General features: G+C 70.7%; 12 protein-coding genes and 5 pseudogenes. 10 read left to right on the top strand and 7 right to left on the bottom strand.

Annotated elements, in window-relative coordinates; genetic code table 11:
* Position 1 precedes the first annotated feature (1 nt).
* The 3 genes and pseudogenes from FF86_RS38735 to FF86_RS02425 all read right to left on the bottom strand — a co-directional run.
* Positions 2 to 602: pseudogene (locus tag FF86_RS38735) on the bottom strand (FAD-binding protein); the annotation flags it as partial.
* Between the two features lies 1 nt (position 603).
* A pseudogene (locus FF86_RS38740) lies at positions 604 to 1,045 on the bottom strand (FAD-binding protein); the annotation flags it as partial.
* A 17-nt stretch (positions 1,046 to 1,062) separates the two neighbouring features.
* Positions 1,063 to 1,728 carry a succinate dehydrogenase cytochrome b subunit gene (locus tag FF86_RS02425; RefSeq protein ID WP_082121678.1) on the bottom strand — a complete coding sequence of 222 codons (666 nt, stop codon included), beginning with the start codon at positions 1,726 to 1,728 and terminating at the stop codon, positions 1,063 to 1,065.
* Between the two features lie 167 nt (positions 1,729 to 1,895).
* Between FF86_RS02425 and FF86_RS02430 the strand changes: the two genes are divergently transcribed.
* The 9 genes and pseudogenes from FF86_RS02430 to FF86_RS02470 all read left to right on the top strand — a co-directional run bounded on the left by FF86_RS02430 (position 1,896) and on the right by FF86_RS02470 (position 14,919).
* On the top strand, positions 1,896 to 2,972 hold the full coding sequence (locus FF86_RS02430) for a LysR family transcriptional regulator (RefSeq protein ID WP_082121677.1): 1,077 nt from the start codon (positions 1,896 to 1,898) through the stop codon (positions 2,970 to 2,972).
* 662 nt (positions 2,973 to 3,634) lie between these two features.
* The gene (locus FF86_RS02435) at positions 3,635 to 5,983 is read left to right on the top strand and encodes an FUSC family protein (RefSeq protein ID WP_044883741.1); all 2,349 of its coding nucleotides are present in this window, start codon (positions 3,635 to 3,637) and stop codon (positions 5,981 to 5,983) included.
* Between the two features lie 157 nt (positions 5,984 to 6,140).
* A complete protein-coding gene (locus FF86_RS02440; RefSeq protein WP_044883740.1) occupies positions 6,141 to 7,367 on the top strand; it encodes a DUF3696 domain-containing protein in 1,227 nt (408 codons plus the stop codon).
* Between the two features lie 987 nt (positions 7,368 to 8,354).
* Positions 8,355 to 8,739, top strand: a 385-nt coding sequence (locus FF86_RS64810; protein WP_396229739.1) for a DUF262 domain-containing protein, incomplete at its 3' end; no start/stop codon positions are given.
* Position 8,740: 1 nt separating this feature from the next.
* Positions 8,741 to 9,116: pseudogene (locus FF86_RS38745) on the top strand (hypothetical protein); the annotation flags it as partial.
* A gap of 1,143 nt (positions 9,117 to 10,259) precedes the next feature.
* Positions 10,260 to 10,879: alkaline phosphatase PhoX (locus tag FF86_RS38750; protein WP_242418028.1), on the top strand; the 620-nt coding region annotated here is incomplete at its 3' end.
* A 1-nt stretch (position 10,880) separates the two neighbouring features.
* Positions 10,881 to 11,594: pseudogene (locus FF86_RS38755) on the top strand (alkaline phosphatase PhoX); the annotation flags it as partial.
* A gap of 1,804 nt (positions 11,595 to 13,398) precedes the next feature.
* Positions 13,399 to 13,598, top strand: a pseudogene (locus FF86_RS38765) (hypothetical protein); the annotation flags it as partial.
* 256 nt (positions 13,599 to 13,854) lie between these two features.
* The gene (locus FF86_RS02470) at positions 13,855 to 14,919 is read left to right on the top strand and encodes an amidohydrolase family protein (RefSeq protein WP_044883834.1); all 1,065 of its coding nucleotides are present in this window, start codon (positions 13,855 to 13,857) and stop codon (positions 14,917 to 14,919) included.
* Here FF86_RS02470 and FF86_RS31385 read toward each other — a convergent pair.
* Entirely contained in the window at positions 14,835 to 15,398 is a 564-nt protein-coding gene (locus FF86_RS31385) for a hypothetical protein (RefSeq protein ID WP_052680953.1), read from the bottom strand. The genes FF86_RS02470 and FF86_RS31385 overlap by 85 nt on opposite strands.
* Positions 15,399 to 15,528: 130 nt before the next feature.
* The coding region (locus FF86_RS02475) for a CAP domain-containing protein (RefSeq protein WP_242418029.1) at positions 15,529 to 16,555 on the bottom strand (1,027 nt) is incomplete at its 5' end.
* A 589-nt stretch (positions 16,556 to 17,144) separates the two neighbouring features.
* Here FF86_RS02475 and FF86_RS02480 point away from each other — a divergent pair.
* Entirely contained in the window at positions 17,145 to 20,180 is a 3,036-nt protein-coding gene (locus FF86_RS02480; RefSeq protein ID WP_044883735.1) for an ABC transporter permease subunit, read from the top strand.
* A gap of 25 nt (positions 20,181 to 20,205) precedes the next feature.
* Here FF86_RS02480 and FF86_RS02485 read toward each other — a convergent pair whose 3' ends face one another.
* Entirely contained in the window at positions 20,206 to 21,492 is a 1,287-nt protein-coding gene (locus FF86_RS02485; protein WP_044883734.1) for an ABC transporter substrate-binding protein, read from the bottom strand.
* Between the two features lie 201 nt (positions 21,493 to 21,693).
* Positions 21,694 to 22,428, bottom strand: a complete 735-nt coding sequence (locus tag FF86_RS02490; protein WP_052680952.1) for an NADPH-dependent FMN reductase — start codon at positions 22,426 to 22,428, stop codon at positions 21,694 to 21,696.
* Positions 22,429 to 22,477: the final 49 nt, after the last annotated feature.

The raw sequence follows: 22,477 nt of genomic DNA on the forward strand, positions 1-22,477 counted from the left end.
NCTGGTTCTTCGCCGCGCGTGAGGCGATGTCGCGGGGGACCAGGTTGCCGAAGCCGGGGTAGATGCGCTCGAGGTAGTAGTCGCGATCGGCCTCGGGGATCTGGTCCGGCGAACGGGTGTCGCCCGGGTTCTTCGGCACCCAGATCCGGCCGTCGTTGCGCAGCGACTCGCTCATCAGGGTGAGCTTGGACTGGTGGTCGCCCGAACGCGGGATGCAGGTCGGGTGGATCTGCGTGTAGCACGGGTTGGCGAAGTACGCCCCGCGCCGGTGCGCCCGCCAGATCGCGCTCGCGTTGGAGTTCTTCGCGTTCGTCGACAGGTAGAACACGTTGCCGTACCCGCCGGTGGCGAGCACGACCGCGTCGGCGATGTAGGTCGAGATCTGGCCGGTGATCAGGTCACGGGCGACGATGCCGCGGGCGCGGCCGTCGATGACGATCAGGTCGAGCATCTCGGTGCGCGCGTGCATCTCCACGTTGCCGGCGTCGATCTGCCGCGACAGCGCCTGGTAGGCGCCGATCAGGAGCTGCTGGCCCGTCTGGCCGCGGGCGTAGAAGGTGCGCGCGACCTGCACGCCGCCGAACGACCGGGTGTCGAGCAGGNCGCCGTACTCGCGGGCGAACGGCACGCCCTGCGCCACGCACTGGTCGATGATCTGGGTCGACGTCTGCGCGAGCCGGTAGACGTTGGACTCCCGGGAGCGGAAGTCACCGCCCTTGACCGTGTCGTAGAACAGCCGGTAGACCGAGTCGCCGTCGTTGCGGTAGTTCTTCGCGGCGTTGATGCCGCCCTGCGCGGCGATGGAGTGCGCCCGGCGCGGCGAGTCCTGGTAGCAGAACTGGATGACGTGGTAGCCCTGCTCGGCGAGGGTCGCCCCGGCGGCCCCGCCGGCCAGCCCCGTCCCGACGACGATCACGCTGTGTCGCCGCCGGTTCGCCGGGTTGACGAGCTTGGCGTCGAAGCGGCGCTTGTCCCAGCGCTGCTCGATCGGCACGTCCGGCGCGGTGGTGTCGGCGATGTCATCGCCGAGCTTGTAGAAGGACATGTCAGCCTCTTTCGTGCTCAGTCGACGAGGCCGGCGAGGACCGACACCGGAACGATCAGGAATCCCACCGTGAGAAGCACGGCGAGACCCGTCGCCACACCCTTGAAGGCGCGGTCGCGGCTCGGCCGGTTGTACCCGAGGGTCTGGGCGGCGCTCCAGAAACCGTGCTGGATGTGGAGGCCCAGGCAGATCATGGCGGCGATGTAGATGACCGTGACCCACCACACGCTGAAGCTCGACACGACGTTGTCGTAGGCGGCGCCGTCGACTCCGTGGCGGTTCAGCGTGAGCGTGGTGAAGTCGAGGATGTGGTAAACGATGAACAGCGCCAGGGTGATGCCGCCGTAGCGCATGATGTGCGTGGCGTAGCCGGCCCTGGCCCGTTGGTGGTGGGAGTATTTCGTCGGTCGGGCCTTCAGGTCACGTCGGCTGAGCTGGTAGGCCGAGACAGCGTGTAGCACCACGGCCACTACCAGGACGAACCGCTGGATCCACAGATACCAGCTTTCGTGCAGGACCGGATTTCCGATCGTGCGCAGCCAGTGGGCGTAGTGGTCGAAGTCGGTTCGGCCGAAGAAGATCTTCAGGTTCCCGAGCATATGGACGATCAGGAACAGCAACATCAGCAGACCGGTGACCGCCATCACGGTCTTCTTGCCGATCGTCGAACGCCAGAAGTTCAACGGGGCGAAGGAGGACCGCGCGGGGCGCGGGGGGCGTCCAGCGGGCGCCGGTCGCGTCGGGGTTGTTACAGCCACGCCCGCACCCTAGAGCCGGGGCCTCGAGTGGTCCAAGACATGATAAACCTGGACTCCATAGCCGGCTTCTATCGAGGTCTACGCTGGCCGGTGTGCAGTTCCACCAGCTCGCCTATTTCGTCGCCGTCGCGGAGACCCGCCATTTCACCCGGGCCGCGCAGCGGATGCATGTGGCGCAACCCTCGCTGTCCCAACAGGTTCGCGCGCTCGAACAGGAGTTGGGCACACCACTGTTCAACCGTGCCCGGGGCAACATCAGCCTGACCGCGGCCGGGGAGACGCTGCTGCCGCTGGCGCGACGGATCCTCGCGGACACGGAGACGGCTCGCCAGCGCGTCAACGAGCTGCTGGACCTGCGCCACGGCACGGTCCGCCTCGGCGCGACGCCGAGCCTGTGCACCGGTTTCCTGCCCGACGTGCTGCGCCTGTTCCACGAGCGCTACCCGGGCATCCGCCTGCTGGTCGAGGAGGGCGGCTCCCGTGACCTGGTCCGCGACCTCGCGGGCGGCGACCTCGACCTTGCCCTGATCATCCTGCCGCTGCAGAGCTCCGACCCGGCACTGGTCACCTCCCCGCTCATCCGGGAGAGCCTGGTCCTGGTCTCCTCCCTCGACGAGCCGCCCGTTGTCACCGGTCGCTCGCTGACCGTCGCAGACCTGCGCAACCAGCCGCTGGTCATGTTCCGGCGCGGCTACGACCTGCGCGAGGCCACCGTGACGGCCTGCCGGGAGGTCGGCTTCGAGCCGACCTTCGCGATCGAGGGCGGGGAGATGGACGCGGTGCTCGGCTTCGTCGCGGCGGGACTCGGCAGTGCCGTGATCCCGAGCATGGTCGCCCGTCGCCTCGGCATGCGGGTGACCCCCTTCGTGGCACCCGGGCTGCAACGCACGATCGGGCTCGCGCGGCGCCGCGATGTCGAGCCGACCCGCGCCGCCGTCGAGCTCCAGCGCGCCCTGTGGGAGTACCTGCGCCACGCCGCCGCCACCGGCAACCTCCCCGACGGCACCCGGCTGCTCGGCGACCGCGCTGGTCCCGCCCCCGCTGTCCCCGCTGCCCCCACCATCGCGGCCGCCCCTACCGTCGCGGCCGCCGCCGGGGTCGAGGTCGGGATTGAGTCCGTTCGGCGGGAGCCCTCGGCCACGGACCTCCCGGTGCCTGGCCGGGACTGACGAAGCGAGTTGGTGGCAGGATTGTCGACGAGGCCGGAAAACTGTCGGTCGGGCATCGACGCCGGCCGGCTTTTCGTAGTTCNCCGGGACCCGTGATGACAGTGTGCCGAAATTCGGCACACCGGGATTCTCGGGGAAGTCTGTCTACGGATAATCCTGTCCGGGAATGTTGGTCGCCGCGTGTTGTCCCGCTGGTGCCGGCGGCGGGGTTGGTCGCGCGTGACCGGCGAGCGCGCCGTCACGTTCGGCGACCGAAGGGGTGGCTGATCGCGCTCGGGCGCGGCGGGCGGGGCGCGGACCGTCGCACGTTCCGTGGTGCGCGGCGGGCGCGCGGTGAGTCCCCGTCGCGACCAGCCCGAAAGGCTCAGGGGAGATCACCCTATTCCCTCACCTGCTGTCACATCTCCCACATCCGGAGAGAGCACTCCGGTAGCTGAAATATTGCTAACTTATAAATAGCCGCACATCGGGTTCCGATCGTGCGAATCGCCGCCGGGGCTGTCGGCCTCGCCGCGTCCATCGCCCGCACGGGCGCGGTCTGGATGACCGATGCCGTTCGCCGGGCACTGCCGCGTCATGCACGAGGGCGGGCCCCCGTCGCCCTCGGCCAGTCGATCCGATCCTCGACCAGGGCGGATCGCGACCCCCGTTGGAGGGATGTATTGAGCATCGGTGAGGCCCGGCTCGACGTCGCCACCGCCAGCCCGCCGGCCCGGCCGGCCGAGCAGCTTCGCACCCGCTGGGTTGACCGCTTCCTTGGATCGGACCCCGGCCTGAACCGGTTCCGGATGGCGCTGCACTGCGTCGTCACGATCGGCGCGATCCTGCTGGCCGAATGGCTGTTCGTTCGGGCCACCCACGCGCTGCAGATCGACACCCACGGCGCCCACCTGCCCGCGGCGAAGGCGGCCGCGGTGGCGGCGGCCAACCACCAGTACCAGGTCATCGCCATGATGCTGGGCGCGCTGATCGGGCTGATCTCGGTCTTCGGGGTGATGGACGCGACCGCGCGGGGCCAGCTCGTGACGATGCTCCTGCTGCCGGTCCCCATGGTCCCGATGCTCGTGCTCGGCATCAGCCTCGCCGATCACCGGACGATCTCGCTGATCGTCCTCGCCGCCAGCCTGGCGGTCGGCACCTACTGCCGACGGTTCGGCATGCGTGGCTTCATCGGCGGCATGGTGCTGTTCATGGGCGTCTTCCTGGGGTTCTTCCTGGGAGCGGGCGTGTCGTTGGGTGACCTTGGCTGGTTGTGTGCCGAGCTCGGGGTGGGGCTGGCGGTGGCGATCGTCGTCCGCTTCGTGCTGTTCTATCCGCATCCCGCGAAGGCCCTGCAGCGGACCCAGCGCTCCTATGCCGCCCGCGCCCGCAAGGTGGCGAAGCTGGCGCTGGAGCTGTTCGAGGACCCGGAACACAGCGCGCGCCAGGAGCAGCGCCTGCAGCGACAGCTGGTCCGGCTCAACGAGGCCGCCCTGATGATCGACGCCCAGCTCGGCGATCCGGCCGCGGTGGCGGACGGCTCGTCGGGCCAGCTCCTGCACCAGCGCCTGTTCGACGTCGAGCTGGCCCTGACCAACGTCGCCCGGTTCGCCCAGGCCATGGCCCGCCTCGACCTGCCCGCCGACCAGCTCGCCGAGGTCCGCGGGGCCCTGCACGGGATCCTCGACCGCGACGCCGAGGCGGCCGACGCCCACGCCCGGGCGCTGATCGAGCTGCTGCGGGCGGTCGACCACGACCCCGATCCCCTCGCCGGCAACCGGGACCGTACCGCGGTCGTCGTCGTGCACCGGTTCGCCGGGTCGGTGCTCGCGCTGACCGAGGCGATGGTCCAGTGGCTCGCCCTGGGCTCGGTGCAGGCCGAGGACGGTGCGGCCGCGTTCCAACCATCGGTGATGTTGTTCGGTGGCTGGCTGCCGGGGTCCGCGGTGCCGAGCGCCGTGGCCTCGTTGGAACGGGGCGTCCACTCCGGTGGCAGCGTCCGGCTCGCCCCCCACGTGCGAGCGGCCATCCAGATGGGCGTCGCGGTCGCGGGGGCGATCGCGCTCGGCGACCTGCTGTCGGGCCGGCGGTTCTACTGGGCGGTGATCGCCGCGTTCATCACCTTCATGGGGGCGAACAACTCCGGCGAGCAGGTGCGCAAGGCGCTGTCCCGGGTGATCGGCACGCTGGTCGGCATCCTGATCGGCTCGGTGCTCGCGCATGCGGTCGGCCACGACACCGCGCTCTCGCTCACGGTCATCTTCGTCTCGCTGTTCCTCGGCTTCTACCTGATGCGGATCAACTACGCCTTCATGGTCGTCGGGATCACCGTGATGGTCTCCCAGCTCTACGTCCAGCTCGACGAGTTCTCCAACTCGCTGCTGCGCCTGCGGCTGGAGGAGACCGCCCTCGGCGCCGGGGTCGCCATCGTGGTCGTGATGGTGGTGTTCCCGCTGCGTACGCGCCGGGTGCTGCGGATCGCCCTGCGGGCGTACGTGCAGGCGGTGGCGAACCTCGTCGAACATGCCAGCTCCCGCCTGCTCGGCGACCCGGTCGGCGGCGACTCCGCCCTGCGGGCCGACGCCCGCGCCGTCGACGCCGCCTACCAGGGCCTGGTCGCCACCGCCCAGCCCCTGCGCCGCACCGTGGTCGGCGGCATCGACGAGGCCCTCGGGGAGGTCATGCGCCTGGCCACCGCGTCGCGCAGCTACAGCCGCAACCTCGTGCACGACGTTGAGAAGGCCGGCCTGCTCGACCTCGGCAGCCGACGGGAGATCAAGGGGGCGACCGCGACCCTGCACGAGTCGCTGGACGTCATCGCCGCCGCGCTGAACGGCCCGCGCGACGCGACCTACACCCGGTCGTCGGCGCTGCTCGACCGGGCCGAACGCCGCAGTGAGGAGCTGGCCGGCACCGTCCACGACGGCCAGCTCGCCATCCGCGACCTCAAGCTCATCGACGGCGCCATGGCCCGCCTCGCCGAGACGATGTCCCTGCGCATCGCCGACTACGACACCGTGGCCGTCGGCTGACCTTCGCCCCACGATCCCGCATTGTCGCGCTCCCGGCCCGGCGGCATCGACCGCCGGGCCGGCAGCGCGTCCGCGCCGGAGTGGACCTCGCCCCCGGGCGGGGGCCGCCTGCCGCGATCGCGCGGGATACCACATGGGGCCCCGCTAGGCTGGCCACATGTCCCTGGTGGCCCTCACCGTCGAGAAGTACAAGTGCTTCGAGCGCCGCCAGACCCTCGAGCTGCGCCCGATCACCGTCCTGCTGGGCCGCAACAACTCCGGCAAGAGCGCCCTCGCCCGCCTGCCACTTCTGCTGGAGACCGGGCTGCGCACCGAGTCCGAGGCACCGCTCGAACGGGAAAATCTCGGGATCGAGCTGGCCGGCGACTTCACCGACCTCATCTTCGGTCAGCGTCCGCATGGAAATGTCACCTTCGGGTTGCATTTTGACGCTGCGGATATCGAGGCAACCATCCAGAACGTCGACGAGTACCAGATCCAGGTGGTCAGTGAATTCCGATCCTCGTCTCGGGATGGTTCATTTCTCAATGCCACTTGGAACCTGGATGATCCGAGGAGGCCGACTTGGAGCTCGTCGACGTCTGTTCGTGATTCAATTGATGTAACATTTCGGGGACTTATTCCGTGGCCGCCGGACCTTCATCTCAAGCGTCGTTCACGTATGAGTGCCATCCCCGATGAATATCCTCTGATTCGGTATGTGGGCCCCTTCAGGGACAGGCCACAGCGGTTCTATCGGCTCCCCTCGCGGGCACCCGCCGCCGTGGGAGTTCTGGGCGAGGATGCACCGCATATTCTTGCGGATGATGTGAGCCGTGGTGACGGAGGTCTGCTGGCTGCGGTGAACGATTATCTCCGCCGCGAGCTCCCCGGCTGGCTGCTTGGCGTGGACCGGAGTAGCAGTTTGTACTCGCTGGTGCTGACCTCGGGCACCGATTCGACCGTTCGGGTCAACCTTGCCGATACCGGCACCGGTCTCGCCCAGGTACTGCCCATTCTTGTGCAACGGACGATGGACGAGCTGCGGCCTCCGAAAAGATCGGTACTGGAGATTATCGAGCAGCCGGAGCTGCATCTGCACCCGGCGGCGCACGCGGCGCTCGCCGATCTGTACATAGCCGGGACGGCGCAGAAGCGATGCCGTTTCCTCATCGAGACGCACAGTGAGACGTTCGTGCTCCGACTGCGTCGACGGGTGGCCGAGGGTCGGATACCATCGAACCAGATCGCTCTTTACTACGTGGAACACGACGGCTCGTCGGCGGATATCCGTCGTATCGAGCTCGACAATCTCGGAAACGTGCAGAACTGGCCGACAGGCATCTTCTCCGAGGACTATGCCGAGACCCGCGCGTTGGCGGCTGCCCAGATCGAGCGGACGTGATCTGGTGCGTGTCGCCACCGATCCCGAAATATTCTCGGACGACGACCTCTTCGAGGTTCTGGTCCGATTCATCGCTCTGATCATCGAGGCGCGCCATCACTGGGATGTCGATCCGGTGAGCGAGAAGCGCGCATCGGACTACTTCGAGCGGAACGCCCCGGCTCGTGCGGCAGTCTACCGCCAGCTCATGCAGAAAAGCGTCACGGACGCGGCGTACAGACCGCCGCCTGCCGCTGGTCGGCCGAGGATAACCCTCTCGACGGCACGGGCGAGCATCCGGGATCTGGAGCGGCCGGCACTGGTGGTCCTGGAGAACCAGGAGTCGGACGGAACCTTTCTCAATGCGGTGTTCCGCGCATTTGGTCGCGATGACCTNCTCGCAGCCCTTGACGCGGGACGGTTGTCGTTCCGACACGCGGGAGGCGGCAAGGTGATTTTCAGGAAGATCGCGATAGAGGCTGCCCGCGAGTACGGCGTTCACGTCCGCGTCTGCGGCGTGATGGACAGCGACCGGCTGGTGCCCCATGCTCGCACGGATGCCCACAGCCACGCTGCCCAGTTAGCCGACCACGGTGTCGCCGTCCTGGTCTTGGCGCTGCGGGAGGTAGAGAACTACATTCCTCCCGCCGCGTTGGCGCCGCTGGTGGAGAAGTCTGGTGTGGGAGGTGCTGTCACGGCACTTGCTCGACTCAGCCCCGAGCAGCGTGGTTACTATGACATGAAGAACGGCTTCGGTGCCACCGGATCGAAGCCGGCGGCGGTGAGGCCTGAGCAGCGGGATCTGTTCGCCGATCTGGACCCGAGACTGGTGCAGGAACTGGGGCACGGTTTCGACGGGAAAATCATCAAGTGTCTGATGCGTCGCGACCTGGACCTGACGGCTGCCGATTTTGGGGCTGTCGGGCCGGGCGTCCGGGCCGAACTTGACGAGCTGATCGCAATGATCGACGAGGTGCTGTGATGGAGACCGTCCCGGGGCAGACCGAGATGATCGTGAAGCCGGAGGTACAGCTACTGGGTGACATTCTGGGCGCGATCGCCCAGGGGACACTGCGGATTCCTCGGTTCCAGCGCCCGTACGTCTGGCGACCGGACCAGATGCTGGAGCTCTTCGACAGTCTGGAGCGCGGATACCCGGTCGGCAGCCTGCTCGTCTGGGAGACGAATCTTCCCCTCCCAAGCCTCGACCGAGTGGGCGACATAGCGGTTCCGGGGCCCCCTCAAGGGACGCCCACGGCCTTTGTGCTCGACGGCCATCAGCGACTATCCACCCTTTTCGGGACCCTCATGAGGTCGGTCGACCAGGCCGTACCCGATGGTCAGAGCGACTGGATCTGGAGGGTTTTTCGGGAGCTCGGTGACCGTCCTTCTCNAGAGTCGGGCGATCGCTCCTCGCGGAACCGCTACCGGCATTGGAAGCAGGTCGGTATGCCACCCGCGCAACTTCTTCCGATGCGCTCGGTGCTGCGAACGCTGGACTTCCTAAATTTTGCTCGGAGGCTTCAGAGTGGAACTGATTTCATTGTTGATCCGCGCGATGTCGAGAACATGATCGACGAGGCCGAACAGGTCTCGCAGCGCATCAAATCCTATCGGTTCGCTGTCGTCCGGCTGCAGGGCGGCACCTTGGATCAGGCCGTCGAAGTCTTCTCTCGGCTGAACAGTAAGGGCAGCCCGATGACTCCGCAGCAGATGGTCTCCGCGTTGACCTATAACGCGGATTCGGCGGACACTCTGGGGGATCGGATCNCCTTGATTCTCGAGGGGCTGGGAAGTCGGGGTTTCGCCGAGCTGCCGTCCAGCACGGTCTTCCGGGCAGTGCTTGCCGTCGCCGGTGAGGAAGATGTCCAGACGGGGCGGTGGGAGAGCCTCGCCAGGCGGAGAAAGGGAAAGCTCGACACTGCGGTCGTACGGACTGAGACAGCACTTGGTCTGACGGTCGAATTTCTATGCTCTGCCGTCGGAGTGCCGCTCGCCCGCTTGGTTCCATACAGCATCCAGGTTCTCCTGCTCACCGCCTTCTTCGATCTGTGCCCGGAACCCGACAGGCGTCAACGCGATGTGCTGGTCCGCTGGTTCTGGTCGACGTCCTGGTCCGGGTTCTTCGCGAGCGCCAACACGACCCAGGTCAAGAACTATCTCGCGGCCATGAAGAAATTTGCGGAGGGCGGGCCCGATCCCGACGGCTGCGACGAGCAGGCCCGCCCGTTCCCGGATCGCTTCGATATGCGCAGCGCCCGGGTGCGGACCTACCTGCTCTGGGAGCTCCAGGAACTGCCCGAGCGGCGTTATNCGACCGGAGAGGAGTTCCAGGCCCTGGAGGAGTTGGTCAAGGCGGACACCAGGGCGTATCGGCACGTCGTCACGTCCGGTACCACCGGCGGTGAGCAGAGCCCCGCGAACAGGCTGATCATGCCGACTGTGCCGGGTCTGTCCGTTCGGCGGGCGCTGCTCGCGCTCGCGCCTGACGTCGCCGACGCGGTGCTGGCGAGCCACGGCATCCCGCCCGAGGCGATGGCCTTGCTGCAGGGCGGCGACGACCAGGGCTTCATCGCCCACCGCGCGAAACATCTTGCCGAGCGGGAGCGTGAATTCATCGTGCGGAAGGGAATACGTCCGGCCGATGCGACGGCGGGCGAGACGGAGATCGATACCGAGTAGTGTGACGTAACACTGCGCAACCATCGGGCCGGGCTTGCTCGCGGTGCCACGGCGGGAGAGCGGCGTTGGTGCTGGTCGTCGGGGNTGGGGAGGGTCGGCTCGGTGACGGTGGGCGAGCGTATCGGTTGGTTGTACGTGCACTGATGTTTCCGTCCGTGTCGATCTCCGGCCATGTTCGGCTGACAGCGTTCCCTGCGGCGTCGATGGGACCGGCGCCGGAGGAGGACACACATGGTTGTGAACCGTCGACAGTTGATGGCCGGCGCGGGGACCGCCGGCCTCGGCTTCGCCCTGGCCGGGGCGGTGGACGCCGTCTTCGCGGGGACCGCGAACGCCGCGACGCCGAAGGCCTTCCGCGGGTACGGGGAGCTCGTCGCGGATCCGAAGAAGGTCATCGACCTGCCGGCCGGCTTCCGTTACACGGTGTTCTCGCGCGCCGGCAAGGACACGCTGGACGGCGGCGGCGCGGTGCCGGGGTCGCACGACGGCATGTACGCCTTCCCCGGCGGGTTCGGGCGCAGCGTGCTGGTGCGCAACCACGAGCTGTCGCCGGGAACCGACATCCCGGCGGTACCGCACCGCGACGGCCTCGTCTATGACCCGGCCTGCGCCGGTGGGACGACGACCCTCACGGTCGCGGGCGACCGGCTGCTCGGCCACGTGCCGAGCCTCGCCGGCACCTACCGCAACTGTGCCGGCGGCGGCACGCCGTGGCGGACCTGGCTGTCCTGCGAGGAGACCGAGGCCACCCCGGCCACCGAGGCGGTGCTGACCAAGAAGCACGGTTACGTGTTCGAGGTCGACCCCTTCGGCCGGCTGCGCGACGCCGCCCCGGTGCCGCTGACGGCGCTNGGCCGCTTCCCGCACGAGGCGGTCGCGATCGACCCGCACTCCGGCATCGTCTACCTCACCGAGGACGCCGCCAAGCCGTACGGCCTGCTCTACCGGTTCCTGCCGCGCCGCCCGCTCGGCGGCCCCGGCAGCCTGCGGGCCGGCGGAAAGCTGCAGGCGCTGTCGGTGCCCGACGTGCGTGACCTGTCCGCGGTGCGGGAGTTGCACACCAAGCTGGCCGTCACCTGGGTGGACGTGCCCGATCCGGACGCGACCACGGTGTCGGTCCGTTCGCAGTTCGACGCCGCGAAGATCACCCGGGTGCCGAAGGCCGAGGGCATCTTCTGGTCCGAGGGCACCGCGTACATCGTCTCCAGCTACGCGAAGAAGTCCGACGGCGCCGCCACCGACCACTCCGGGCAGGTCTGGCGGTTCGACCCGAAGCGCTCCACCCTGGAACTCGTCCTGCGCCTGGAGCCGGGCGGCCGGTTCGACGGGCCTGACAACATCACCGTCTCGCCGCTCGGCGGGATCGTCCTCTGCGAGGACGGCGACGGCGAGAACTACCTCGTCGCCCCCTCGGCGGACGGCACCCCCTATCCGCTCGCCCGCAACGCCGGCAGCGACAGCGAGTGGGCCGGCGCCACCTTCTCCCAGGACGGCCGCTGGCTGTACGCCAACGTCCAGGGCGACGGTCTTACGGTGGCCATCACCGGGCCGTGGTGGCGAGGCTGAACGCTGCTCACTGGTAGGTGATGAGGTCCGGCGGGGGNGTGAGGGTGAGCGTCTCCGCCGGNCTGAACATGTTCGTGTCCTCGTCGAGGAAGAGCTTGAATCCGGTGAAGAACGGCGCCTTGGCCGCCAGCAGCGCGTACTTGTCGAGCTTGTCCTGACGGACGCCGAACCCGTCGATATGGAAGACGGTGGCGAGTTCGGGGCGGGCCGCGATGGCCGCCCGGTCGGGCAGCATCGATTCGGTGAACTGATGTATCACAAACAGTTTCTGTGGCAGATTGTGCGCCCGGGCGACGCCGGCGAGCCAGGCGGAGACCTCGTTCAGCCCGGCCGCGTCGCTGCTACCGATCTGGCGGCCGGGGACCTGGCCCGGTCCCATCTTCCATTCCGGGTCGAGGGCGAGCCCGACGTCCGGTTCCTGCAGGAAACGCTCGTACCGGCGCGCCTGGTCCAGAAAACGCCCGCGTCCGGGCTGCAGATCGAGGATGAGCAGCATCCGGTGCGCCCGGGCGGCGGCGAGGTAGGGCTCGACTGCGGCCGGGGGCAGCGCGGAGCTGTACAGCCCGTCCGCGCCGGGTGAGGCCGACGCGACGGTCGTGATGAGCTCCATCGCCGGCTGCACCGGCCGGCCGCCCGCCGCGAAGGGTGCCGCGGCCGCGANCACGCGCTGCGCCGCCTGCTCCGGCGTCCCCTCGCCGAGCACGCCGAGCGCGCCCCCGCCCGCCGAACCGTAGTGCGCCACGATCCGAAAGCGCGGCAGCAGCGTGCGACCGCCCATCGGGAGCTGCGGCGCGTCGGCGCCCCCGGCCGCGGGCCGCCCCGGCTCGTCCCCATGCCCGGCCGCACCGGGCTCGGGTCTCGATCCCGGCCCCCCGCCGGGGCCGCTCTGCACAGTGGGGCCGGTCGGGCCGATCAAGCCGGTCGGGTTGGTCGGACCCGGACTGGTCGGACTGGTCGGACTGGTGTCGCCGGCGGGTGCGCGCTGCGCCGCCGCGGTCTGCTGCGCCCCCCTGGGCTGCGAGCCGCATCCCGCCCCGAGAACCGAGACGAGGACCAGAAGGCCCAGCACCGCGACCGGCAGTGCACCTCGCCGCCCGGGCTGCCCGCCGCCCCGCCGCGTGTCGTTCTGCCGAAGGCTGCCCCGGTGCCATGTCGCTCGGTGATCGGCCATGCCGCCGCTCCTACCCCGCGCAACACCGGATCATGGCGCCCGCGCCGGGGGATGTGCGCTGCCGCCCAGGCGGATTCGGCGGCGACGACGGGGCCGTCGACGGCTCCCGCGCGGCCTGCGCGGCCTCTGACCGATATCTCCATCGTCGAAGACCTATCTTCATAATCATTTTTGCATGTTAATGCAATGCCTGGTGGTTCGGTGGGGAGGCTTTTCGCGGGTCGGNGTCGGCCGGCCAATGTGGTCTCGCTGTCCGCGGACGTAACTTTTTGGTTCAGCCTCGTGCGTTCCGGTCGCGGCCGATTAAAGTTGGATGAGCAGTCGTAGATCGGGCAGTTTGAAGTCTGCGAGGGACTGTGATGCGGGGACGATTGTCGACGCGCGGTTCGCGTGAGCCCACGTCGGTGCACACGGGCGGCGGCGTCGGCGCCGCCGTCCACCTCGACAACGCGGGAGGCGATATGAACAGTGTCGATATAGCGCTGAAGGAGTCGTTGGAGATCGGGGGCGCGCTCGGGGTGGCCCTCGTCGATTTCACCAGCGGCATGACCCTCGGCACGGCCGGAAACGCGCACACTCTCGACCTGNAGGTGGCTGCTGCCGGCAACACCGAGGTCATCCGGGCGAAGCTGNGGACCATGGAGAGTCTCGGTCTGCAGGACACCATCGAGGACATCCTCATCACGCTCGGCCGCCAATACCACCTGATCCGCCTGTTGCAGAGCCATTCCGGCCGCGGCCTGTTCCTCTACCTGGTGCTGGACAAGGGGCGGGCGAACCTCGCGCTGGCTCGCCACCGCCTGCGCGCCATCGAGACCCAGCTCGACGTCTGACGCCGCCACCGTCGCCCCGGCTTCGGCGCATCCCCGCGTCCCGGCCTCAGCGCGGGCCGGGGCGCGCTGCTCCGTCGGGAAAAGGGCAGACTGGGCCCGACGGAGCAGCGGAGGCGAACGTGACGACATGGGTCGGAACCAGGCTGGCCGTTCCCGAGACGGAAGCTCGCGGAACGGGGTCGGCTCGGTCGGGGGCAGGCCGGTCGGAGGCAGGCCGGTGGTGACGGGTCAGCCGGCCCTGCGGATCCGGGGCGCGATGCTGGTCGGGCCGGAGGAGGTCCGCGACGAGCTTTGGGTCGTCGACGGTCGAATCAGCTTCACCGCGCCCGTCGGCACCGCCGCCCGGGACGTGCGAACGGTGTCCGGTTGGGCGCTGCCCGGCCTGGTCGACGCGCACTGCCACGTCGGCCTCGATGCCGGCGGCGCCGTGGACCGGCCGACCGCGGAGGAACAGATCACCACCGACCGTGCGGCCGGCGCGCTGCTGCTGCGCGACGCCGGCTCCCCGGCGGACACCCGCTGGGTCGACGACCGCGACGACCTGCCCCGCCTGGTGCGCGCCGGCCGGCACATCGCCCGTCCCCGCCGCTACATCCGCAACTATGCCGCCGAGGTCGAGCCGGACGACCTGGTGGCCGAGGTCGTCGCCCAGGCCGGCCGCGGCGACGGCTGGGTCAAGCTCGTCGGGGACTGGATCGACCGCGGCGTCGGGGACCTCGCGCCCTGCTGGCCCGCGGACGCCGCGAAGGCGGCGATCGACGCGGCCCACGCGGCCGGCGCCCGGGTGACCGCCCACTGCTTCGCCGAGGACTCGCTCGCCGACCTCGTCGAGGCGGGCATCGACTGCATCGAGCACGCCACCGGGCTCACCGAGGACACGATCCCGCTGTTCGCCGAGCGAGGGGTCGCGATCGTCCCGACCCTGGTGAACATCGCCACTTTCGAGGGCATCGCCCGCGGCGCCGAGGAGAAGTTCCCCGCCTACGCCCGGCACATGCGGGCCCTGCACGCCCGCCGCTATGACACGGTGCGGGCCGCGTACGACGCCGGGATCCCCATCTACGTCGGCACCGACGCCGGGGGCAGCCTGCCGCACGGCCTGGTCGCCGCCGAGGTCGCCGAGCTGCGCCGCGCCGGCCTGCCGGCGCAGGCCGCGCTGTCCGCGGCCACCTGGTCGGCACGGGCCTGGCTGGGCCATCCGGCGCTCACCGAGGGCGCCCCCGCCGACCTGGTCGTCTACCCCGTCGACCCGCGCGCCGACGTCGGCGTCCTCGCCGCCCCCGACCTCATCGTCCTACGCGGCCTCCCCATCGTCCCCTGATTCAGATAGACGCAACTCGTCGAGCGCGGTCGGTAGAGATTGGAGCCGACGTTGTTGGGGTCACAGTTGTTGAAGTAATACTCGTACATCAGCCCCTTGCCGGCGTGGGCCGTGAACCAGTCGTACATCCACTGGATGTAGTTCGCGCTGTCGCCGCCGCCGTTCGTGCCGTCGCCGGCGGCCACTCCCCATTCACCGACCCCCATCGCCTTGTTGCGTGTCTGGGCGAAGTTCCACCAGTGGTTCAGACCGCCTTGTGCATTGGTCTGAGCATCGAACTGGGCCTTCGTCGGTGACGGCGGATAGCCATCGCAGGCGTCGATACCGATGCTGTCCACCCAGGCGTCGTCCGGGTAGAGCTCGAGCGCGTTGTGGCTGGGCGGATTCTGTGAGTAGTGGGCGTTGAGGCACCAGCACAGGGTGGGATCAGGTTCCGCGGTCGAGTTGATCGCGTCCGCGATGTGGCGCCAGCAATTCACCTAAACGGTGGGATTGGTTCCGGACCATGGGTACCAGTCCCCGTTGGGCTCCCAGGCGAGGCGGATGAAGGAGTTCTGCCGGCCATAGGTGTTCAGCTCGCGGGGGCGCCCCCCGCGATCGGTCGGCGGCTCAGAGCAGGACGCCGAAGACCTGCGTCCAGTAGGTGCCGTACTCCCCGCCGGTGGCATGCCCGACGCCGATCTGGCGCAGCTGGGGGATGAGGATGTTCGCCCGGTGGCCGGGGCTCTGCATCCAGCCGGCGACGACCTCCTCGGCGGTGGTCTGGCCGGCGGCGATGTTCTCGGCGACCCGGGCGTAGCGGTAGCCCAGGTCCGTGACCCGATCGGACACGGTCCGGCCGTCCGGGCTGGTGTGGGCGAAGAAGCCACGCGCCACCATGTCCCGGCTGTGCTCGGCGGCGGCGGCGGTCAGCATGGGGTCGACGGCGAGCGGGGCGAGACCCTCCCGCTCGCGTTCGATGTTCGTCAGCGTGACGACCTGGGCCAACATCGCCGGGACGCCGCCCTCCCCGGCCCACCCGGCCCCGTCCGGCGCCGGCCGATCGTCGGGCACCTGCCCGTGGCCGGACGCGGAACGGTCGCCCCACCGTGCCGGCGGGCCGCCGACGGGGACGGGAGCGGCGCTGGCGGGGGCGGCGCTGGCGGGGGCGTCCTGGCGGGGGACGGCCGGGGTGAGATCGGGCGGGGGCGCCGCGGACTCCGGCGTGGCCGGGCTGTCGTCGTCGACGTCCACGCCGAAGTCGCGGGCGAGGCCGGCGAGGCCGTCGGCGTAACCCTGCCCGACGGCGCGGACCTTCCACTCCGCTCCCCGGCGGTAGATCTCGATGAGGGTGACCACGGTCTCGCTGGACAGCGGCGGCGGGGTGAAGTGGGCGCTGAGGTTGCCGCGCCGGTCGTGCAGCGTGACGACGGGCCCGGGCAGCTGCCCGAAGGGCGTCGTGCCGTCCTCGGAGCTGGCGACGATCACGACGCGTTCGGCGCCGGGCCGCAGTCGCTCCGGGTCGACCATGACCTCGTCGCCGCTGAGGATGACGCCGGCCGTCGCCGGCTGGTTGTAGAACACGAAGTCGTCATCCCCGTCGACCTTGCCGTGCGCCGCGGTCACCAACGCGCACAGGTCGAACGGCCCGATCAGGNGAACCGAGACGGGGCCGCGGGGCAGCGGCGCGTTCGCACCGGGCACGAGCTCTGTCATCCGTCCCACTCCCGTGGCTGTTCTGGTCGGTGCGAATGNGCTGCCGCCGGCCGATCGCCGGGTGCGGGCGGGCGCCGGGCGACAGCGACGTGTCCGCCTGTTCTAGATGTACCGGGTGATGGGCGCGGCCACCATGCCTGACGCCGCGCGGCATCAGGTCCGTGCCACGTCCGGGCGGGATTGTGGCTCGTCCGAGTGACCTCCGTGAGTGTCCGGTGTCTGCCCGTAAGACCACGATCACCCGACTTGGTTCGCCGCCGGGAGTCCCGTGGGTCGCGGTGGCCGCCTCCGCCAACCAATGATCACGGCGTGGGTTGCCGTGGCTGTTGTGGATGGTTTGCTTGTCACGCCGGTCGCGCCCGCCGTACCGTCTGCGTCGGTCGCCGTGATCAGCGGTTCCGGCGCGAGGTCCGTGGCGCGATGGGCGGGAGTCGCTCGTCGCGACCGGGGCGGGCCGGTGGCCGCCGTGGGGGACCGCTGGGGGATGAAGCAGGGCGCGCCGGTGTGTGGCGCCCGGAGCAGGGTGGACCGTGAACGACGTCATGGGCTTCGCGCTGCTCAGCCTCGGGACGGGCGCGCTGTACGCGCTGGTCGCCGCGGGCGTGGTGGTGATCGCCCGCGGGGCCGGGGTGCTTAACATGGCCCAGGGCGCGCTGGTGGCGTGGGCCGCCTACGCCTTCCACGGCCTGCGCGACCCGTGGGGGCTCCCGCTGGTCCTGGCCGCGGTGCTCGCCGTCGCGTCGACGGTCGGCATCGGCGTCGGGTTCCAGGTGCTGGTCATGCGCCCGCTGCGGGAGGCGACGGCGCTGCTGCGGCTGATGGCGACCCTCGGCCTGCTGATCATTCTCCAGTCGTCGCTGACGCTGATGTTCGCCGGTGCGGTGCGCACCTCCCCGACGGTGCTGCCCACCGGCACGGTCGAGCTGTTCGGCGAGTCCGTCGGCGTGGACGTGTTCGTCCGGCTCGCCGCGGTCGTCGTGCTCATCGCGGCGGCGTGGGCGGTCTTCCGGTTCACGACGGTGGGGCTCGCCGCGACGGCGGCCACCGAGAACCCGCGGGCCGCCGCCACCTTCGGCTGGTCCGTCGACGCGATCGCCGCCGGCGCGTGGGGTGCCGGCGGCGCGCTCGCCGGGCTCGGTGGCGTCCTGCTCGCCCCGTTGCAGAACCCGCTGTCCGCGACGAACCTGCTGCTGCTCATCGTGCCGGCGCTGGCGGTGGCGCTGGTGGCGCGGTTCCAGTCCTTCCCCGGGGTGCTGCTCGGCGGCCTCGTGCTCGGCGTCATCGAGGTGGAGGCGCAGTACGAGCTCGTCGCGCACCATCCCTGGTGGCGCGGGGTCGACCGGGCGGTGCCGCTGGCCGTCATCGTCTTCTACCTGGCCGTGCGCGGCCGGGGCCTGCCCGAGCGGGGTCACCTCGCCGAACGCCATCCGGTGCTCGGCAGCGGCCGGGTCCATCCGCGTGCCCTCGCCGTCGCCGTCGCGGCGATGCTGGCGGCGGTCTGGCTGTTGCCCCGCGACTGGGTCGACGCCCTCGACGCCAACGCGCTGTGGGCGTTGATCATCCTGTCCGTCGTGGTGCTCGTCGGGTTCACCGGGCAGCTCTCCCTGGCCCAGCTCGCCTTCTCCGGGATCGCGGCGCTGATCGCCGGGCGGCTCGTCGCGGCCCGCGGCTGGCCGTTGGAGGCGGCGATGGCCGTCGGCGTGGCCGGCACCGCCGTCGTCGGGCTGCTGTTCGCGCTGCCCGCGCTGCGCACCCGGGGGTTGCAGCTCGCGGTGGTGACCCTCGGCCTCGGCGCGGCCGTCGACGCCCTGTTGTTCCAGCGGGGCTACCACTCCCCGCCACCCCCGGGGGCGGGGGCGCTGGGCTCACTGTTCGGTGACCTCGCCTCGCCCGAGGGGACGGTGGTGGGACGCCAGCGTTTCCTCGGCGTCCCGCTCGACAAGGTGACCGATCCGCGGGGCTTCGCGACCGTGTCCGTGCTCGCCTTCGTCCTGGTCGCGCTCGCGGTCGCGAACCTGCGCCGCGGCCGGGCCGGGCGACGGCTCATCGCGGTGCGGACCAACGAGCGGGCCGCCGCGGCGCTGGGCATCAGCGTCGTGGCCGCCAAGCTGTACGCGTTCGCGCTGTCCGCGGCCATCGCCGGGTTCGGCGGGGTGCTCTACGCCTTCTACGTCTACGGCGAGCGCGGCAACATCGACTACGGCGACGGGACGTTCGCGCCGTTCTCCTCGATCCTGCTCATCGCCTACGCCGTCGTCGGCGGGGTCGGCTGGGTGAGCGGCTCGTTCGCGGGCGCGACGATGGCCGCCGGCGCGCTGGCGACCCGCATCGGCGGCTCGGTCGGGGAGTGGCTCGGCCGTCTCGGCGCGGTGCTGCGGGTCGTCGTCGCGGCGATCGCCGGCCTGCTCGGCCTCGCTGCCGGCGCCGCGGTGGCCGGCGACCGGCGCACCGGCGGCCGGCTCGGCGCGGCGGCGCGGCGCCGGCTGCCCTGGCTCGTCGCGGCGGCCGCGGCCGTGCTCGCCGCCGCCTTCGGGGGCGTGGTACGCGACTGGCTGGCCGAGCTGGACCGGTACGTGCCGCTGATCGGCGGCATCGTCCTCGTCGTCGTGCTCTCCCGCTCCGGCGGCGGAATGGCGCCCGAGAACGCCCGCACCGCCCGCCTGCTCCGCGACCGCTACCTGCCCGGCGCGGCCGACCGCCGCCGCCGTGCCGATGCCGCCCGGCTGGACCAGGCGCTGCGCGCGGCTCCCGGCCAGGGCCCGCCGTCGGGCGCGGTCGAGCCGGCGGCGTTGTCGGTGTGGGGGCTGACGGTCAGCTTCGGCGCGGTGCGCGCGGTGCGCGCCGTCGACCTGCGGGTCGTTCCCGGTCAGGTGGTCGGGATGATCGGCCCGAACGGCGCGGGCAAGACGACGGTCATCGACGCGATCACCGGCTACACCCCGGCGTCGGTCACCTCGATGACGCTCGGCGAGGTCCGCCTCGACCGACTGCCCGCGCACCGGCGGGCCCGCGCGGGCATCAGCCGGTCGTTCCAGAACCTGGAGCTGTTCGACGACCTCACCGTGCTGGAGAACATCCAGGCGGCCAGCGACCGCCGCGACGCCCGCGCGTATCTCACCGATCTGGTGTTCCCGCGGTCGCGGCCGCTGCCCGCCGCGGCGATCGCCGCCGTCGACGCCTTCGGGCTGCGCGAGGATCTGCTGCGCACCGTCTCCGACCTGCCCTACGGCCGCCGCCGGCTGCTGGCCATCGCCCGCGCCGTCGCGGCCGGGCCGGCCGTGCTGCTGCTCGACGAGCCCTGTGCCGGCCTGGACGAGTCCGAGAGCACCGAGGTCGCGGCCCTACTGCGCCGCCTCGCCGACGAGTGGGGGCTCGGCATCCTGCTCAACGAGCACGACATGGACGTGATCATGGGAATCTGCGACCGGGTGGTCGTCCTCGATGCCGGCGCCCTCATCGCCGAGGGAACGCCGGCACAGGTCGCCGCCGACCCCCTCGTGCGGGCGGCCTACCTCGGCGACGCCGAGGAGCCGGCCCGCCAACCGGCCTACCTTCCGCTGCCCTGACGGCCCCGGTGCCGCGGACGGCGGGTCAGGAGGCGGCGCGGCGCAGAATGTCCAGGCCGTTGTAGGTCTCGGGGCCGAGGGGGACGAACGACTTCGAGGCGCTGTCCCAGCGGGCGCCCCGCAGCGTCGTGTTGAAGATCCGCTCCGCGCCGGGGATCGGGGTGGTCGCGGTGAGGTCCAGCGGCGGGACGATGCCGCCCAGGTCCAGCTTCCTGGTCCGGTTGAGCTGGGCGAGCAGGTTCTTCGACGTCAGCGGTCCGGACACCTGGTTGCCGACCTTCTCGGCGATCTGGACGGACAGCCACGCCCCGGTGGTGGTCGTCGTGGTGCGCAGGGCGGGGGCGGCGTCGGCGTCCCCGGCGGTCTGCTCCGCGTTCAGCTCGGCGACCATCCGCGCGACCTCGGGGAACTGGGCGGCCTGGCTGAGTTCCGGGAAGGCGGTGGCGACGACGAGCTTGTCCGCCGCCGGGCCGAGCGTGGCCAGGTACTTCGGCGACAGGGTGCCCGCCGCGTGGCAGGTGCGGATCTGCTGGCCCGCCTTGGCGATCACCGAGTAGGCGGCCTGGTCGAACACGACCAGCACGGCGCCGTCGGCGCCGGAGCGGGACAACTGGGAGATCGCCGGGGTGAAGTCGCTCGTCGTGATCGGGATGCGGATCTTCGGGTTGATCGGATGGTGGACCGCCTTCGCGCCGCCCTCGGCCATGACGATCAGCCGGTCGCTGGCGCTGAGGTCGTAGCCGACCAGGCCGAGGTGGCTCGCGCCCGCCTTTGCCAGCAGCGCCGGGCAGACCGCCGGGTAGAGCGTCAGCGGGCTGATGACATAGCTGGCGGGGGAGCTGAGCTCGGAGCCGTCGGCGGAGATGCCGGCCGACCCGATCGACGGGATGCCCGCGTTCTGCAGGATCGGCATGATCCCGCCGGTGCCGCTGACCTCGCTGACGACGGCGAGGACGCCGGAGTCGACGGCCTGCTGGGCGCACTTCTTCGCGCTGGCGGCGTCGTTGCGCTCGTTGCAGTGGACGAGCTCGACGGGGTGCCCGGCGATCCCGCCGCGGGCGTTGACCCCGCGGACGGCGGCGCGGGCGGCCGCCACCATCTCGGGGTAGTTCGTCCCGGCGGTACCCGTCGGCGCGATGATCATCAGCTTGACGGGTGATCCCTTCGCGGCGGGATCGGACGCTGCGGCGCTGCCCGACGCGGCGTCCGAACCACCGCCGCACCCGGCGAGCGTCGCCGCGAGTGCGGCGGCCAGACCCGCCCGGGCCAGACCTGTCCGGGCGAGTCCACGCAGCCCGTACCGTCGTCGCACGTCGTCTCCTCGTCGTCCGCCCACCCGGCCGGGCCGGGCACCCGCGCNCCGCCGCCGGGGCCAGCCACGGTAGACCCGTCCCGTCTGGGCGAATACGTCAGGGTGCGCCGTGGCGGGACCGCCGTGGTGCGGAGCAGTACCGGGACGGGGAGAGTGTCACCGGGAGGGTCTGTAGGCGGGGCGGCCGGTGGGCGCGGCGGTTCAGATCACTTGAGACCAGGCATAGGTGAATCCCATGATCTGATCGGCGAGCGTTTCGAGTCTCGCCGCGGCGGCCGCGTCGACGAGCCGGCCGTGGGCGTCGAAGAGGGGCTGCGCGGTGTTGAACGTCACGCCCAGCGGGGTCGGCCAGCCGCGCAGGGCGTGCACGGACGAGCGCAGCGCGTTCAGCGTCGTTCCGGCGGCCTGGTCGCCCTGGGCACAGACGATGAGACCGACCGCCCGCCCGTCGAGGTACGGTCGCGGCGCGCCGCGCAGGTCCTCCAGGTAGTCCAGCGCGTTCTTGACCAGGCCGGACATCCCGCCGTGGTAACCGGGGGTGGCGATCACGACGGCGTCGGACTGCTCCACGGCGGCGAGCAGGCGCAGGGCCGCGGTGGAGCGCTCGGGGCGTTCCGGTGCGTACATCGGCAGGTCCAGCTCGGCGGACCCGAACTGCACCGTCTCGGCGCCGGCCTGGGCCATCGTCGCGAGCACCGTCGTCAGGGCCCGGTGGGTGGTGGAGTCGGCCCTGGTGGTGCCGCCGAGTCCGACGATCATCGGCCGGCGGCGACGGACGCGGACCGGGCCGGGCCCGGTGGGCGGCGCCTCGACGGGTCGGTGGCCGACCCGGCTGGGCAGCGGGGACAGTGGTTCGCCGCCAGTCCATTGGCCGTGGCCGTCGACCTGCTCCGTGGAGCCGGCATTCGACCGGAACGCGCCGTATGTGTCCCCCACAACCCCTCCTCAGACCCTGCTTCGGCTCGCCTTGGCGCGGTCGCGGACC

Source organism: Frankia sp. CpI1-P, assembly GCF_001421075.1.
GTDB lineage: Bacteria > Actinomycetota > Actinomycetes > Frankiales > Frankiaceae > Frankia > Frankia torreyi.

Bases quoted from the DNA above. Each gene is read 5' to 3' on its own strand.
- FF86_RS02440 (WP_044883740.1), top strand. From the start codon at position 6,141: ATGTCCCTGGTGGCCCTCACCGTCGAGAAGTACAAGTGCTTCGAGCGC.
- FF86_RS02470 (WP_044883834.1), top strand. From the start codon at position 13,855: ATGCTGGTCGGGCCGGAGGAGGTCCGCGACGAGCTTTGGGTCGTCGAC.